General features: G+C 51.2%; 13 protein-coding genes and 1 pseudogene. 7 read left to right on the forward strand and 7 right to left on the reverse strand.

Translation table 11 applies throughout. The annotated features are described in order from the left end of the window. The first annotated feature begins 70 nt into the window (after positions 1–70). The gene (locus tag F608_RS0113920) at positions 71–1,264 is read left to right on the forward strand and encodes a hypothetical protein (RefSeq protein ID WP_022666261.1); all 1,194 of its coding nucleotides are present in this window, start codon (positions 71–73) and stop codon (positions 1,262–1,264) included. 122 nt (positions 1,265–1,386) lie between these two features. On the opposite strand, the gene F608_RS0113925 is transcribed toward F608_RS0113920, so the two are convergent. After that, positions 1,387–3,111 carry an aldehyde ferredoxin oxidoreductase family protein gene (locus tag F608_RS0113925; RefSeq protein WP_022666262.1) on the reverse strand — a complete coding sequence of 575 codons (1,725 nt, stop codon included), beginning with the start codon at positions 3,109–3,111 and terminating at the stop codon, positions 1,387–1,389. Positions 3,112–3,262: 151 nt separating this feature from the next. Then, positions 3,263–3,937 (reverse strand): cyclic nucleotide-binding domain-containing protein, encoded by a 675-nt coding sequence (locus F608_RS0113930; RefSeq protein ID WP_027362744.1) that lies wholly within the window; start codon positions 3,935–3,937, stop codon positions 3,263–3,265. Between the two features lie 156 nt (positions 3,938–4,093). Between F608_RS0113930 and F608_RS0113940 the strand changes: the two genes are divergently transcribed. The 4 genes from F608_RS0113940 to F608_RS0113960 all read left to right on the forward strand — a co-directional run bounded on the left by F608_RS0113940 (position 4,094) and on the right by F608_RS0113960 (position 8,489). After that, positions 4,094–4,867 carry a tRNA pseudouridine synthase A gene (locus F608_RS0113940; RefSeq protein ID WP_022666265.1) on the forward strand — a complete coding sequence of 258 codons (774 nt, stop codon included), beginning with the start codon at positions 4,094–4,096 and terminating at the stop codon, positions 4,865–4,867. Between the two features lie 121 nt (positions 4,868–4,988). Further along, positions 4,989–5,951 (forward strand): TAXI family TRAP transporter solute-binding subunit, encoded by a 963-nt coding sequence (locus tag F608_RS0113945; RefSeq protein ID WP_022666266.1) that lies wholly within the window; start codon positions 4,989–4,991, stop codon positions 5,949–5,951. Positions 5,952–6,058: 107 nt separating this feature from the next. Continuing rightward, positions 6,059–7,792: a TRAP transporter permease gene (locus tag F608_RS0113950; protein ID WP_022666267.1), complete on the forward strand. Its 1,734-nt coding sequence runs from the start codon at positions 6,059–6,061 to the stop codon at positions 7,790–7,792. Between the two features lie 244 nt (positions 7,793–8,036). Continuing rightward, on the forward strand, positions 8,037–8,489 hold the full coding sequence (locus F608_RS0113960; protein WP_022666269.1) for a MarR family winged helix-turn-helix transcriptional regulator: 453 nt from the start codon (positions 8,037–8,039) through the stop codon (positions 8,487–8,489). 52 nt (positions 8,490–8,541) lie between these two features. On the opposite strand, the gene F608_RS0113965 is transcribed toward F608_RS0113960, so the two are convergent. Both F608_RS0113965 and F608_RS0113970 read right to left on the reverse strand, forming a co-directional pair. Further along, entirely contained in the window at positions 8,542–9,180 is a 639-nt protein-coding gene (locus F608_RS0113965) for a response regulator (RefSeq protein WP_022666270.1), read from the reverse strand. 3 nt (positions 9,181–9,183) lie between these two features. Further along, positions 9,184–11,337: a sensor histidine kinase gene (locus tag F608_RS0113970; protein WP_244154293.1), complete on the reverse strand. Its 2,154-nt coding sequence runs from the start codon at positions 11,335–11,337 to the stop codon at positions 9,184–9,186. 129 nt (positions 11,338–11,466) lie between these two features. On the opposite strand from F608_RS0113970, the gene F608_RS0113975 reads away from it, so the two are divergent. Together F608_RS0113975 and thpR are read left to right on the forward strand one after the other, a co-directional pair. Further along, positions 11,467–11,754: a MoaD/ThiS family protein gene (locus tag F608_RS0113975; protein ID WP_022666272.1), complete on the forward strand. Its 288-nt coding sequence runs from the start codon at positions 11,467–11,469 to the stop codon at positions 11,752–11,754. Beyond that, positions 11,747–12,505 carry an RNA 2',3'-cyclic phosphodiesterase gene (gene thpR, locus F608_RS36925; protein ID WP_161626861.1) on the forward strand — a complete coding sequence of 253 codons (759 nt, stop codon included), beginning with the start codon at positions 11,747–11,749 and terminating at the stop codon, positions 12,503–12,505. The genes F608_RS0113975 and thpR overlap by 8 nt, the downstream gene beginning before the upstream one ends. 241 nt (positions 12,506–12,746) lie before the next feature. Here the strand turns inward: thpR and F608_RS36930 are convergent. The 3 genes and pseudogenes from F608_RS36930 to F608_RS0113995 all read right to left on the reverse strand — a co-directional run. Further along, positions 12,747–13,958: pseudogene (locus tag F608_RS36930) on the reverse strand (FapA family protein); the annotation flags it as partial. A gap of 736 nt (positions 13,959–14,694) precedes the next feature. After that, positions 14,695–16,158, reverse strand: coding sequence for a cobyric acid synthase (locus F608_RS0113990; RefSeq protein WP_022666275.1), 1,464 nt, complete (start codon positions 16,156–16,158; stop codon positions 14,695–14,697). Then, positions 16,155–16,667: a cob(I)yrinic acid a,c-diamide adenosyltransferase gene (locus F608_RS0113995; RefSeq protein WP_022666276.1), complete on the reverse strand. Its 513-nt coding sequence runs from the start codon at positions 16,665–16,667 to the stop codon at positions 16,155–16,157. The genes F608_RS0113990 and F608_RS0113995 overlap by 4 nt, the downstream gene beginning before the upstream one ends. Positions 16,668–16,674: the final 7 nt, after the last annotated feature.

A 16,674-nucleotide genomic window follows, 5' to 3' on the forward strand; every position in this document is an offset into this window, starting at 1 on the left:
TTTAAGCTTCTTTTTTAATCGTGTCCAACGATTTATTCCGATGGTGCCCATCGCCGGAGCCGATGGGAGTTTGAAAAAAGGAAGTGAGGCTGTCAAGGGATTCCAGGGAGCCTTGAATGACAAGGCTTCTCCTGCATATCCCGGCAATGAATCTTTAAGTTCTGTGAGGTTTGATATGAAAAAATTTTTCTTTTCTATCTCCCATCTGGTTCTGATCTGCCTGCTGATTTCTTCTGTTTTGTCGGCCGGTGAAGCCAACCGTTCCGCCACTCTGGTTGTGGACCGGGATGAAACCTGTAGTTCCCAGGCCTTTACGGATCACATGATCAGTACGGATACCGTGACTTTTGTACTCCCGGAAACCGACGGCCCGGTCAGCGGAAACGGTCAGTACCGCCTGAAAGGTTCCGGATACTCTCTTTCCGGGCCCAGCCGGTACAGGGGCCGGGTGGTGGATGAGGAAACCCTTGTCTTAAGCTATGGGCAGTGGTGGTACAAGGGCAAGGCCATGACGCCGGCGGCCCCGGAAATGCCCACGGAGGCCCGGACCGTAAGCATTCCCCTTGAGCCGGGCGGAGAAAAGGTCATCCGTTTCACCAATGCCCATGCAGATTTGAAAAGCCCCTGTTCCGGGACAGTGATCTACCGGCTGAAAATGGAGCGGGAAACCCAGGTATGGAATATTGTTCTGACCGGTTCCTATCATGTTGAACATTTGACCGCATTGTGGGGGCCTGAATTTGCCTTTGGCAAAGATTATTTCCAATATGCCAGCGGTGCGGTGTTCCATTATAACCTGGCCGTCCAGGTGGTTTTAACCAAGAAAAAGGGCAGGCTCGTTTACACCTCGGGCCGGGTGCAGAAGGCCCAGGTCAAATTCGAGTACAGGCAGACACCGGAGCTGTACTCGGTCCAAAGCCTTGTCTGCAGGGGCTGCGATGCCGTGAATCGGCTGAAAGGAAGATCCCTGTCCGGAAGCCTGTCCAAAGGGACCCTTTCCCTTTCCTGGCCGGACATCCGGCCACTGGTGGAGGGGAGATCAAGGCTGGCAGGCCAATGCGATCCGGGCCAGACCATCTGTGCGAAAAGGAAAAAAGAAGAGCTCGCCTTTTCTGGCCAGGATGACGGGTTCCTGATGCGGGCCGCCGGTCATGTACTGGCCCTCAGGCCCGGGGTCCAATCCTTTAAGATCGACAGCAGCGACAATCCCGGGGCAGCTATCCTGCGGATCTATCACGACTATAGACTGGAAAGGGTAAAATAGGGGGCCTTTGTCCGCAGATGGATCCGGGCGGGCATTTCCCTGCAGGAGCAAACTCGCCGTAAAAGAAAAAGGGGGATGGAAACAATGTTTCCATCCCCCTAAGTATAACGGGATTTCGTAAATTAGAAATTGAGAAGTTCGCTGAGCTCTTTGGTGGAGAAATCCCATTCCGTGTTGTGGGGCGGGAACTCGTCCATGAACATTTCAGGCAGCTGGTCGTCCACAGGGGTGAAACCGGCTTTTTTGTTGAACTCCCTTTCATTTGTCAGGATGGACTTGCCCAGTTCAATGACATCGTCCGGGGTCAGGGTCAGGCCGTGCTGGGCATTGATCATGTCCACGATGGTGGGCAGGCCGTCTTCGTTGTCCAGGACGGCAAAGGCCACGAACAGGCAGAGGCCTGCCGCGTCAATGGCGGCGGTGGCCACCTGGAGGTTCTGGGACAGCTCCAGGTTGCCCTCTTTTTTGTGGGGGTCAATGGTGCCGCCCACGCCCAGGATATTGGCGGTTACCCCGTATCCTGCAGTATGGTCCGCTCCCATGGGGGTGGTGGCGTAGGTGACGCCCACACCTTTGCAGGACCTGGGATCATAGGCGGGCAGGGACTGTTTCTTGACCACGGGCACCCGGGAGACTCCCAGGGCATCCCCGGTGAACAGGGCGCCGTTTCCGATAATCTTGCCTTCTGCTGCATAGCTGCCGATCTTGGAGAGCAGATCCACGGCGGCCTGGCCGTCCCCCCAGGGGATCATCCCGCCTTCCATGGCGATTCCTAAAGCCACGCCCATTTCAATGGTGTCCAGGCCGAAGTCGTCGCAGAGCCTGTCCAGCATGGCGATGTGGTCCAGCTCCTTTATGGTGGTATGTGCGCCAAAGGCCCAGATGGTTTCATATTCAAAGCCCGAGGTCAGGTACTTGTTGTCCTTGTCATGGTAGACATTGGAGCATTTGATCACGCATCCGGGATGGCAGCCTTCTGTGGTGATGCCCCCCCGGGCTTCAATGGTCTCGGCCATGGTTTCCCCGCTGATATCCTTGGCATGCTCAAACCGCCCGGATCTGAAGTTCTTGGTGGGCAGGGTGCCTGCTTCGTTGATGACATTGACCAGAACCGCGGTTCCCAGTGCCGGCAGGCCTTCGCCGGTAACCGGATGTTTGTGGAGCATTTCCACCCAGCGCTTGTTGGCCGCCTTAAAAGCGTCGGGATCTTTGATTTCCATCCGGCCGGCCCCCTTGTCATCCACCACAATGGCCTTGATCTTCTTGGAGCCCATGACCGCTCCCAGGCCGCCCCGGCCGTGGGCCCGTCCGGGCCTGCCGTTCATGTCGGCCTGGTTGATGGAGGCCCCCTTAAGGCATTGCTCTCCGGCCTGGCCGATGCTCAATACCCCGACCTTGCCGTACTTGTCCCAGAGTTTTTCCATGATCTCGTAGTTGCCTGCCTTGACAAGATCTCCGGCCGGGAGGATCTCAACTCCGTCATTGTTGATGACGATCATGCTGTACTCATCATCATCGGGTTTTCCTTCCAGGACAAGGGCAGCGATTCCCAGTTTGGCCAGTTTCTGGGAAACCAGGCCCCCGGCGTTGCTTTCCTTGATACCGCCGGTAAGAGGGGATTTGGCACCGGCGGACAAGCGGCCCGAGTCGGCTGCCGGCGACCCCGAAAGAACACCGGGTGCGAAAATCAGCTTGTTGTTTTTTCCCAGGGGATGGCAGGTGGCAGGCACCTCATCCAGAACCATCTTGGATGTCAGGGCCCTTCCCCCGAGACCGGCATAGGCATCGGGAGTTTCCTCAAATGTAAAGGTCTTTTCCTTGGTGTTTATACGTAATAGTTTTCCCATTTTTCCTCCTTGGCAAATGTTCAGACGTTCATTTCATTGAGTTTTTCAACGGATTAAAATGCTCTTCCCGGCTTGACCCTTTCCACCGGGAAATATCCGTACACGATACAATATGCCACGGACCGGGGAGGTTGTCTAATAAAAAAAAAGATTAAATTTTTCCGGATTCAGCCAGGTCGGAAAGCCCTTCTAAGTCCTTGAGGAGAATCTCCTTTGCCCGGACCCGGATCAGATCGAGATCGGACATTTTTTTCAGGACTCTGGAGATGGTTTCAGGGGTGGTGCCGATGAGATTGGAGAGCTGGGCCTTGGAAATGGGCAGGGTCACCCGGGTCTGGTTGTTCTGCTCCCGGGACAGGGTCAGGATATAGGCGGCCAGCCTTGCCGGCACCTCTTTGAGACTCAGATTTTCGATCTGAACCGTAAAGGCCCGAAGTCTTTTGGAAAGGTCGGCCAGCATGTTCATGGCCAGGGCCGGTGCCTGGGTGATGAGTTCGACAAACCGGTTCCTGGGCAGAAAGAGAATCCCGGAAGCTTCAAGGGCCATGGAGGAGGCGGGAAAGCTTTTGCCTTCGAAAACCGGAACCTCGCCAAAGGTATGGCCGGGGCCGTAGATGTGGAGGATCTGCTCCTTTCCTTCAAAGGAAAGCTTGAATACCTTTATCTTGCCGGTCTGCACGATATAGAAGCCGTCTCCCCGGTCTCCTTCCTGGAATATGATCTCTCCTTTGCCGAATTCCAGGCGGGTGGAAATGGCATGGATTTTTTCCAGGTTGGATTCGGAAAGTCCGGAAAAAAGGGGGATGGTTTTCAGGGGATCAATCAGTTTTCATTCCTCAATAAAGAGCCAAAAGCAAAAAATGGGGGCCGTCTTTACAAAACAATTCTGTCATGATCTTATTACCAGGTTATCCGCAGGTTTTGCAAATGCTTATTTTACTAGCAAAAGTCCGTTTTAAGGAGCGGATTGCACGGGAGGAAGATGAAAGCCTATTATCTGATCCATATTCAATACCTGGGGTTCAGGTTCCACGGCTGGCAGAGCCAGCCCGGGGTCAGGACCGTGGAGAAGATGCTGGAAAAGACCCTGAAAACGGTTCTGGGGCACGAAGATTTTAAAATGTTGGGGGCCAGCCGGACCGACGCCATGGTTTCGGCGGACCATTCCCTGTGCGAACTTTTTCTGCATCATCCCCTGGAGGATTGGGACCGGTTTTTAAGGGAGATGAATGCAAACCTGCCCAACGATATCCGGATTCTCAAGATCGAGGAAACCACCCGGGATTTCAATATTATCAATAGTCCCCGGATAAAGGAGTATGCCTATTACTTCGCTTTCGGGGAAAAATTTCACCCTTTTTGCGCATCCCTGATGACCTGCTTTCAGGGCCGCCTTGACATTGATCTGATGAAACAGGGGGCAGCCCTGTTCCACGGAAAACATGAGTTCGCTCAATACTGTACCCGGCCCGAAGCCAAAACACAGACCGTGCGGGAGATCCTTTTCACCAGGATAGAGGAAAACAAGGCCCTGAAAGCCAGTTTTTTTCCGGAAAGATCCTGGGTATGGAAGATCCATTCAAAGGGATTTTTACGGAATCAGATCCGGTTGATGATGGGGCAGCTGATCTGCCTGGGGAGGGGAGAGATCAACCTGAAAACAATTGAGGATTCCCTTACGGATAGGGGGAACAAGCCCCTCCGGCAAATCGCCCCGCCTTCCGGACTGATTTTAAATCGAATCCGGCTTTTGTAAGAAAATTTCCTACAGGACAATCAGAATTCTTCCAATTGCTGCTTTGGTAAGGCCTTGATACCTTATAACCTGGTCAGAAAGATGTGTCATTCTAATTTACACCATTTAACAGGAGGATCGTATGAGAGGGAAGAGTTTATGGATCATCGGGTTTATTGCTGTGCTTTCAATGGCACTTTGTCAGACTGCTTTTGCCAAGGAAAGAATTGTATTCGGCGGCGGCCCCGCCGGCGGAACCTTCCAGGTGGTAGCCAACGCCGTCCAGGTTTACAAACCCATGAAGATGGCTGCAGATTTCAAGGTACAGGCCCAGTCTTCTGCCGGTTCTGTTGAGAACCTGAGAAAAACCGATGCCGGAAGGCAGCAGATGAGCGTTGTTTATTCAGGCCATGTCTATCTCGGCCGCAACGGCATGATGAAAAATGATACCAAAAAATATGAAAACGTAATGGCGGTTGCATGGCTCTACGGTGCTCCGGGTCAGCTGGTTGTCCGCAAAGGATCCGGCATCAATTCCGTAAAAGACCTTGTGGGCAAGAAAGTCGGCGTGGGCAATGCCGGTTCCGGCGCCTTTGCCAACTGCGAGCTCTTCTTTTCCCACATGGGGGTATGGGACAAGATTGAGAGAAACGCCATGGGATACAACGATGCTGCCCAGGCCTTCGGCAACAATCAGCTGGATGCTTTCTGGCTGTTCACGGCCTTCCCCAGCGGAGCCGTCATCATGGCAGCCCAGACCAACGACATTGCCCTGGTCAACCTGGATGCCGATGCAAAGGCCTCCGGTTTTTATGACAAATACCCCTATTTTGCCAAGCTCTCTGTTCCGGCCAACACTTACAAGGGTGTAGACTACGATTCTCCTTCTTTCCAGGATTCAGCCCTCTGGGTGGCAAACTCAAAAGTCTCTGCTGACGTGGTTTATAAAATGTTGTCCCTGATATACAGCGATGAGGGTCTGGCCCATATGAAAGAACAGAAAAAGACCTTTAAGCACATGTCCGTGAAAACCGGTGCCGACGGCATTGTAACTCCTTTCCATCCCGGAGCTGAAAAGTTCTGGAAAGAAAAAGGCGTCTTATAGGATCTGTTGTTTGGTTGGTGATTCCGGGCCCGGGGTTTCAACGCCCCGGACCCGGGAGAGCCGGGTTTTTTCATTTGGTATGAATCAAGAAAACAGGAAGGCAAACCGTGTACGAGAAACTTAACCGATTTGAGCAGGTTCTTTTTGATGTCTGTTCGGTCATCCTGGTCGTTTTTTATTCCTGGGCAGCGGTGATACAGCCCATGGCTACCCAATACCACCGGGGGGTATATGTCATCATCACCTATATCCTTGTCTTCCTTTTGTACAAAGCCAAAACCAAGATCGGAAGGGTCATAGACTATACTCTGATTCTGCTCTCCATAGCTTCGGTGGGGTATTGGATCACGATGTTTGAAACCATTAATTACAGAACCGGGGCCGAGACCCAGACAGACATGATCTTTGCCGTTATCGGCGTGCTCATCGGCATTGAACTGGCCCGCCGGGTGGTGGGAAGTGTATTTGTCATCCTGGGCAGTCTCATGCTTTTGTACGGGGTCTACGGGTACATGGCACCGGATCTGGTCTCCCATGCAGGGGCACCGTTTACAGAGCTTTGCATCTCCATCTTTTATAAGAGTGACGGTGTTTTTGGAATTATGGCCAATGTTCTGGCCACCTATGTGATACTCTTTGTATTGTTCGGGGCATATCTTGAAAAATGCGGTGCCCAGAAGTTTTTCATTGACTGGCCCCTGGCTGCTGTCGGTCATAAGATCGGCGGGCCGGCCAAGGTTTCCGTGATTGCGTCGGGCCTGTTCGGGTCCATTTCAGGGTCTGCCATTGCCAATACGGTATCCACAGGGATGTTCACCATTCCCATGATGAAAAAAGCGGGATTCAAGCCCCACGTCGCCGGCGGTATTGAGCCCGCAGCCTCCATCGGAGGTATGTTTATGCCCCCTATCATGGGAGCGGGCGGATTTATCATGGCGGAGCTGACAGGCATGCCCTATTCCAGGATCATGCTTGTGGCCATTTTTCCAGCCCTGATGTACTTTTTCTCGGTATTCTGCATGGTCCACTATGAGGCGAAAAAAGAGAATATCGTCGGTGAAAAGTCGGAGCATTCGGCCCTGGAGATCTTCAAAAAGCAGTGGTTTTACACCATTCCCCTGATCATCATCACCATTTTCATGCTCTACGGATTTTCCCCGGGGTATTCGGCCATTATAGGCCTGGTCTCCTGTATCGTGATCTCCTGGGTGAGAAAGGATACCCGGATCGGACCGAAACGCTTCATCGAAGCGGCCCGGGAGGGTACGGAAAACAGCCTGAAGATCGGTGCCACCGTGGGGGTGATCGGAATCATCATCGGGGTGCTTACCTTTTCCGGCCTGGTTTTGACCTTTGCCGACATCATGATCGAGCTGGCCGGCGGCTCCCTGCTGCTGACCATCTTTTTGGTTGCCCTGGCATCCCTGGTTCTCGGGATGGGCGTTCCTGTAACGGCCGCCTACTTGATTACGGCGGTTGTGGCCGTACCGGCCCTGACCCATCTGGGGGTCAATGAAATCGCAGCCCATATGATCGTATACTGGCTGTCCCAGGATTCCAATATAACGCCGCCGGTATGTATTGCAGCCTTTGCCGGGGCCACCATCGCCAAGGCCAATATGTGGAGGACGGCGTTTGCATCCTTTAAGTTTGCCAAGTTCCTCTATCTTGGGCCCATCCTGTTCGGCTATGTCCCCGGGTTTTCCCTGGACGGCAGTGCCATGGACATTGTCAAGGCCTTTATCGCCATTCTCTTTGGAACCTGGGCCTATTCCTGGTTTCTCAGCGGAATCTGGGTCGGTTATATTAAAAACCTGTTTTCAAAAAAAGCAGCATCCTAATTTTTTACGGCCTTTTCCTGTTTCAGCCGTAAATGAGGCGTCCCCCCTGGCGGGCATCTTGGCCCATCAGGGGGGACCTGTTTTGATGACCCAGCCGGAATGACAGATGGGTAGGCATCCAACTCTTCCTCAGCCTGAAACCCATCCTGTTTACAATTATTGGTTGCCCCGTCAACGGAGAATACGGTATATCTGTTCCCTGGACCATTGATCCAAAAGAAACCAGGGGAACCGGGCAGAAACCATGGATAAATTTGAACAGGTGATTGATACCTCAATCGGGTATCTTGTGGGCCGGACCTCCCGGGCCATTGTCAAGCGGCTGACAAAGAAATTTGCAGAGGCCGGGTTTGATGTCAGTTACGAGCAGTGGAGCGTTCTCGTTCACCTATACCGCAGGGACGGACAGACCCAGCAGGAGCTGTCCAGGAGAGTGGTCAAGGACAAGGCGGCCATCACCCGGCTTTTACATGTCCTGGAAAAAAAGAATATTGTTCTGAGGATTCCGGACAGGACCGATAAAAGGAGCAACCGGGTATACCTGACCCATAAGGCCAAGGTGTTTAAGGAGGAGCTGATCCGCCTGGTGGAGGAAATGCTGTTTGAAGCGGAGCAGGGGATCCCCCCGGAAGAGATGGATCAATGTAAAGCCACCTTGAACAAGGTGTTTTCAAATTTTGAACGGCTCAACAACTGAATTTCTCCGGTTGCCCTCTTTGCCTGTTCATGGGATCTTTGGATTTTTTTCCTTACAATTCCACAAGTTTGTTCTGAATGGCAAACCGGGACAGTTCCGCGTTATTTCTCAGGTTTAATTTTTTCAACAATCTCGAGCGATAGGTGTCCACGGTCTTGACACTGATGTTATAGGAAATGGCGATCTCCCGGTTGGTGCTTCCCAGGGCAAGTTTTCGTAAGACCTGGAGTTCCCGCATGGAAAGGGATTCGGTCAGGCTTTTGCTCTGATCTCCCCGGATCACCCGGAGGGCCAGGGCCTCGCTGGCTTTTTCCGTAAGATAGCGGCCACCGGAATATATCTTTTTTACCGCGGCCACCAGTTCTTCCGGGGCAGACTGTTTTGTCAGATATCCCATGGCTCCGGCCTCTATGGCCCGGATGACGTACTGATCCTCCTCGTGCATGGTCAGGATGAGAACCGGGATCTCCGGACAATAGGCATTCATCCGGCTCATCACCTCCAGGCCGTCCATTCCGGGCATGGAGATATCGATCACTGCCGCGTCGGGTTTGTTTTTCATAGCCTGGTCAAAGGCCTCTTCCCCATCGGATGCTTCTGCAATCACCTTGATTTCATTGGAATCTTCCAATACCTTGCGCAGGCCTTCCCTGACAATACTATGGTCGTCTGCCAGCAATACCTTGATCATGGCTTATCCTTTCGTATTTACCCTGCATTGGATCTTTGTTCCGTGGGAGGGCCGGGAAATTATGGTGAGGCTTCCGCCCACAAGATTGGCCCTTTCTTTCATCCCTTCCAGTCCGAAGCCCTGGTTTTCTTTCAGATTTTCAGGTTCGAATCCGGATCCGTCATCCTCAATGTTCAGCACAAGCTCATCTTTAATATTTTTCAGTTCCACCAGTATGGTACTTGCCCCTGAATGGCGGATGGCGTTTGTGACCGCTTCCTGGCCGATCCTGTAAAGGGCCGTGGCCAGGGTATTTGAAATCTCAGGAAAAGGATTATGCCGGAAAACGCAGGAGACGTTGGACCGTTTTTCAAAATCCGATACAAGGGAATCCAGTGCATCTGCCAGGCCAAGATCATCCAATACCCTCGGCCTCAACCGGTATGCCATGTTCCTGACATCCTGTATGGTGTCATCGATCAGGGCCTTCATCTTGCCGGCCCGCTGCCCTGCCTTAACGTCTGTCTCTTTGAAATAGTTTTCCACCCAGACCGTATCAATGCGCAGGGCCGTAAGGACCTGGCCCAGATGGTCGTGGAGCTCCCTTGCCACCAGTTCCTTTTCCCTTTCCTGGGAGGCAATGATGTTTTTGGACAGGTTTTTCAGGTTGTCCTGGGCCTTTTCAAGCTGGGCCGTCCTCATCTTTACCTGCTGTTCCAGATCAAGGGAGTATTGGGAGAGTTTTTCCTTGGCCTCGTGAAGACCCTGCTGGGCAATGTTCTTCTCAGTTACATCGACGCTGACCGCCAGGGAGCGGATGATTTCCCCCTCCTGGTTCCGTACCCCGTAGCAGGAGAGGAGGATATCCATTTTTTCATTGTTCTTTTTGACCATGGTATAGGGAATATCCTTACAGAATCCCGTACTGAAAAACCGGGGAAAAATTACGCCGAGGGCATATTTTTTCGACTCTCTGGTAAAAAATTCCGTAAGATTCCGGCCGACGGCCTCTTCCCTGGAAAAACCCATGACCTCGACCCAGTGGTCCGAGACCCGGGTGATCTTTCCCTCTGTATCTATGGAATGGAGCATGACCGGTGTTTTATTGTAGATGTGCCGGTATCTTTCCTCACTCATCCTCAATTGGTTTTCTGCCAGTTTTCTCCTGGAGACTTCCTGGGCTGCCAGCTGGTAGAGGATAAAGACGATGATGCCGGCCAGAAAGGTGACGATGACCACTACGGGGCCGATCACCCGGATAAAAGGTTCGGTGGCCAGTTTTTCAATCTCTTTATGGTTCCTCAGGGAGAGAATCTGCCATCCCGGGTAATTGGGTACTTCCAGGCCGGATATCAGGAACTCCTCTCCCTTTGCATCCTTGACAAGGCCGTTCTCTTCCCTGGAAAACCCGCTCCACTCCCAGGGACCGTTTCCAAACTGCTTTGAATCGGCGATCTGATTGAGCCTTTCATCGTCCAGGTCCCACAGGAGCCTGAACCTGAGATCGTCCTTGTTGGCAATAAAGATAACCCCTTCCGGATCCACGAACAAAAGGATATCTTCGGCTTTTTCAAATAAAAAGGTCTCGACAAATTCAATGGAGGATTTGATGACCGCCACGCCCAGGACGGTTTTCCCGGATTCGTCAAAAACCGGGTGGCTGTAATAGACCCCCCGTTTCAGGGATGTGGTGCCCAGGGCCAGGTAGGTGGCGGCCCTGCCCTGTACGGCGGACTGGTAATAGGGCCGGAAGGAAAAATCTTTCCCGACAAAGCTGTCATGGCGGTTCCTGTTGGAGGAGCAGAGGGTAACCCCGTGGACATCCATGAGATAGGACACGTCCAGGTCCAGGGAAGAGGTATAGATATCCAGGATCTGGTTGGCCTGGAAAATGGTTTCCAGGTTGGTGTCTTTAAGGACAATTCTCAGTTCCTTCATAGCGGCCAGGGTTTTCACCGGCTTGATATGTTCGGATAAATAGGTGGACAATTGTCCGGTCAAAAGGCGCAGCCGGGTGTGGGCCTGGGCTTCGGTTTTTTGAAAGGCGGCTTCCCGGAAGGAATGATAGTAGAGCCACCCTCCGGCGGATGCGGAGAAAAAGGCGAATATAGCCAGGATAAATATGATCAGTCTCAGGCGCATGGTTCCGAGTATGATATGAACGGCTTTAAATGTCAAAACTTAAAGGGTCGGGCCGGATGAACGGCTTTTATAATTGAGAATTTTCAAATATTTTTATAGGATGATCTTTTAGGGGAATTTAAACCAAGGGGTATCCGAAAAATAATATTCAGAAAGGATCTTTGCATGCCGACCATTGTTTTTAACGCATTTTCATTTTTACAAAAAAAGCTGAGGAAAAAGAACATCGCCTATTCCGATGCTTCCATGGATCTCAAAGAGGGCACGACGCCAAGGGACCTGCTGGGTCAGGTGGGGCTGACCCGGGAGGAGGTCGAGGTTGTTTTCATCAACGGGAAGGTCGGCCCCTTTGATACCGTACTCAGGGACAATGACAGGGTTGCCTTTGTTCCTCCCGGCACCCCGGGCCCTTACAGGGTCTACCTGGGGTTTAAAAACAAGGACAATGTCTGAACGGCCGGAACGATTCCGGGCCTTTATCGCCATATCCCTGCCCGGCCGTGTCAAACAGGAGTTAAAGCGACTCCAGGACCGCCTTAAGGCAAAAGGAATAAAGGCCTCCTGGCCCAGGACCGAGGCCCTTCATCTGACCCTGAAATTCCTGGGAGAGGTCCCGGAGGATCAGGTTACAGCCGTTCAGGCCTGCATGGCCAGGGCCGTGGCCCAGGTTCCCTGTTTCCAACTCAATGCCGGCGGGATCGGGGTCTTTCCCGGAATCAAAAAGGCCCGGGTCATATGGGCCGGGACCGGAGGCCGGACAGACATTCTTGAGCAGGTTTTCAGGAACCTGGACAGGGAGCTTGCGCTTCTCGGGTTTCAAAAGGAAAAACGGCGCTTCTCCCCGCATTTTACCCTGGCCCGGATTAAAAAAGGGATATCCCCCAAAACTCTGATTCAACTGATTCAGGAATGCAATGACATCAGGTCTGGATTTTTTAGGGTAAGGACCCTGGATCTGTTCAAAAGCAAGCTTCTGCCCGGGGGAGCGGTCCATTCAAAATTATTCGAGGCGGAACTTGGGAGGAATGTAAAGTCAGAAAAAAAATCAATCAATGATTTTTTGTTTGGATTTGAAAATAGGTCTCCTGATTTTTCTGTTCCTGGATTTCATCGGCTGAAAAATTTTCAAGGTCAGCCTCCAGTTTTTTTTCAGAAAAAATTCCTTTTAAGATGGTTCCCTGAAAAACTTTTCCTGAGATTTTGATTTCACAGGAATTTTTTTGTGTCCTGGACCATTCATAGAAAGAATAAAGATCCTGTTCAAGGGAAAGAATTTCATTTTCATTTTTTTTCTGTAAAGATAAAAGCTCAAGCTCTATTTTTTTTATTTCATTTTCATATTTCTTTTTCGAAGCGTTAAACTTTTTTATGGAGGAGACAGCCCGATCCATTCTGGTTTCAAAACTTTTTATCAGGGCAGCAATGTTTTTTTGTTTTTCTTTTTTAATTAAATTCTTTTTGCTGTTGTACTCTTGAACAAGAATTTGTTTTTTTTCTTTTGCCCGGTCATGAAACATTTTAAGGTCGATCATTTTTTGAAATGCTTTTTTAGAAAGATGCTCCTGCTCCTCTTTTGTTTTTTCAAGATCTTCCTCTTCAGATTTGATTTCACGGATCTTTTGATCAATGTACTTTTTATACTCGATCAGGTAATGTTCGCCACCTGCGCAGAGAGTGCATGGGGCTGTTTTTTTATTGCCGGCCCCCGAAAGAGAGATTCCTTTTTTGGCATAAATTTTTGAGCTGATTATCCGGCATTGATCCGAATCCACCTTACCGGCACAGAAGACCCTGGAATCAAATATTTCATTCCGGATATGGATATTTCCAAAACTCAAGATAAAGCAATTGTGAAGATACCGGGCATGAATATCTCCATGGGCCAGGATGAAGCTGTCCGTGATTCCCACATCCGAATGGATATCGCCCAGGGCCTCAATCCTGGCGCCCCTTATTTCGGAGGCTTTGATCCGGCCGGCAGTAACGGGAAAAGCACCGGTTAAAATTCCGGATATGGTCAGGTTGCTGTATGCATCCGGCAAATCTCCGTATTTTAAATCCAGGTCTTCCAGAAGATGAAGGGTGGGATGGATATATATCTTCCTGGCAATGGAAACAGAAGGGATTCCGCTCTTGGCGGCGATAATTCCGGATCCGTCTCTGGAAGGCCGGGTCCCCGGGCCGCTTCTGAAGGTAAAGCTCTTTCCCGTATCCCTGGATCTTGTTTTTTCTCCTTTGACATTGGTTCTCTCACACTCCACCGGCCCCGGTTTTTCCCAGGTTAGTTCTTCTCCCTTCCTGGTGTCTCCCTGTTCTTCCTGGCCTGTACGGGCAAGAAAAGCCGTTTTTTTGGCCCGGATCAAGGCCTCTGAAAAATCCTGATAGGCCGCAGTGAATTCAAGATCCTTGTTTTCCAGATGGCATTGGAGGATGGGGTCCGGATAAATCCCATGGGTGATCCCCATGGCGGCCAGCTTTTCCTTGAGCGCGGCCAAGCCGGTCCGGGGTCGGCCTTCCCCGCTAATGAAGACCTTTGCCTCCATCATATCCGGACTGATATTTACCTGAATCTCTTCTTGGGGCGTCTCATCAGACCTGTTCTGCTCCTTTAAAATTATATCTTTCTGCTCCGGGGTCAGGCTCTCCATGTCAACCATGATGCTGCCCAGGGCGTTTATGGTATTGTTGAGTTCAAACTCCTGTGCCTGAATCTCCTGGGCCTCTTCAATATCCGACCTGGAGGCAAACCCCTTTTCAAGGACGTTTTCCGCAAATTCAACATCAAGGGCTTTGATCCTGAGAAACTGCTCTTCGTAATCCGACAGGTCCACTTCTTTTTCATGGGGGGTGTTTTCTTTGCGGATTTTGCTGGCCCTGCGTTCCAGAAAGGTCTGTTCCTGTAAGACCTGATTTTTCTGTTTTTCCGTGATCACCCTGGATTCAACCAGGATATCCCCGATGAGTTTCTTTAATCTGGCCCGCTTAAATTCCTTTTTCTGGAATTCCAGGGCTCTTTGTACATCTTCTTCCGTGGCAAACCCCTTTTCCACGGCGATTTTACCAAATTCTTTGCCGCTTTTCTTGACGGCATGGTACTCCTGGATCAATTTCAACAGGCCGACCTGATATCCTGTGGCAAGCCTCTGGCTCAGGAGTAGGGTTGAATAATCTTCAGGCTGCTTTTCTTTGATTTTCAGGGCATGGAGGGAAGTGATTTGTTTGTGCTGGATCTTGTCAATGGTGCCGTATTGAAGGGCAAGATCGGCAAGGCTGGGAATGCTGGTTTCGCTCACTCTTTTCAATTCCAAACAATGGGTTTGCGTCAATCACTGGCACTATTCAATCAGGGAGAACAGAATAAGGGAATTCAAAAGCAAAGTAAACCCTTGGATTTTATAATATACTTCCTATATCGATATGTTTTTCAAAATGTTCCTTGAGCAGAGCATAGTTTTTTTCTTTTTCAACGGCCATATCCTGGTTTGGCAGTGAAAATCCTTCAAGGCCGATCATGGAAAACCATTTGGCCAAAACAGGCGAAAAATCGAAAAAACCGTGGATATAGGTTCCGGCGATTCGTCCGTCGTCACTCACACATCCGTCGGTTTCATCACAGAGAACCCCGTTCCTGGACTTGATTTTCAATAGGGGGGAGCCCGAGGTCAGGCGGGTGAATCCCATGTGGATCTCATACCCTTTGCCTGAAGCTTTATCCCATTCAAAATCGCTGATGGTGGTTGTCTTGGGATCCTTTAATACGGTTTCAACGGGCAGAAGACCCAGGCCCATGGTTCTTCCCGGACTGGCCTCCACTCCCTGGGGATCGTCCACAAATTGTCCCAGAATCTGGTATCCCCCGCAGACACCGAGGATATGACCGCCCCGGTCACGATACTCTTTCAACGGGCTTCCAAACCGCTTTTTTATCCATTCCAAATCGGCCCGGGTGTTTTTGGATCCCGGGATGATAATGGCCTGAAACCGGGAGAGGTCCCTTGGCTGATCAATGAAAAGCAGTTGAAGGCCCTCGATTCTGGACAGGGCATGGAAATCCGTAAAATTGGAGATATGGGGGAGGCGGACAACGGCAATTTGGGGGGATTTTGGATCTAACGCCTTTAAATTACTAATATTTTCAATTTCAACGGAGTCCTCTGCGTCGATACGGAAATGGGAATACCAGGGCAGTACCCCGAATACCTTTTTCCCGGTCTGCTTTTCTAACCATTCCGCCCCGTCCCTGAACAGATCAATGTCTCCCCTGAACCGGTTGATGATAAACCCTTTTACCCGATCCCTGAACGCGTCGGGCAGGCAGGCCAGGGTTCCGACGATCTGGGCAAACACCCCTCCCCTGTGAATATCCGCCGTGAGAACCACATGGGCGTCGGCATATTCTGCCATGGCAAAATTAACAATGTCATTGGGCATGAGGTTGACTTCCGCACAGGATCCTGCCCCTTCCAGGACGATTCTTTCATATCTTTCAGACAGGCGGTCAAAGGCCCGGCAGGCCTCGTCCCAATAAAAAGATTTATCCGTATGATAGGACATTGCCGTATGATTTCCCTGGGCCAGTCCGTTGAGAACCACCTGGGACTGCTTTTCTCCGGTGGGTTTCAAGAGAATGGGGTTCATGTCCACGTGGGGAACCACCCGGGCGGCTTCGGCCTGGACGATCTGGGCCCGTCCCATTTCCAGGCCTTCCGGGGTAATGCCGGAGTTGTTGGACATGTTCTGGGCCTTGAACGGGGCCACTTTTTCCTTCCGGTCCGAAAGGCAGCGACAGATGGCTGCCCCGATAATACTCTTTCCCACATCCGAGCCTGTCCCCAGAACAGCGATGTTTTTTTTCATTTTTCTATCCCGACCCGGGCGGCTACACCCTGGTGATAGTAGTGTTTAATTTCCCTCATTTCCGTGACCAGATCCGCCTTGTCCATTACCGACTGGAGGGCCTTCCTTCCGGTGATGACCAGTTCCATATTTTCAGGTTTCAGCTCCATCAGGGCCAGGAGTTCCTCTTCCGAGAAAAGACCGTAGGCAACAGCCACATTCCCCTCCTCTGCGATAACCAGGTCGTGTTTATTCCCCTTGAGAACCTCGCATAATTTCAGGTATCCCTTCCTGGCCTGGGCCTTTTCTTCTTTTGATGGGACGCCTTTTACAAATTCTCCAGCCCCGTACTGCTCAACGGTGATATTATCAAACACGGACAGGGCTTTGATTTCCGAATAATCTTCCTGCTTGAGAAACTGGCCGATAAACACCTTGAGCCCGGCGCCGGCCGCACGAATGGCAAGACCCAGGCTGGCCGTGGTCTTGCCCTTGCCGTTTCCCGTGTACACCTGAATATAACCTTTCATCTCAGCC

The sequence above is a fragment of the Desulfospira joergensenii DSM 10085 genome (genome assembly GCF_000420085.1).
GTDB lineage: Bacteria > Desulfobacterota > Desulfobacteria > Desulfobacterales > Desulfobacteraceae > Desulfospira > Desulfospira joergensenii.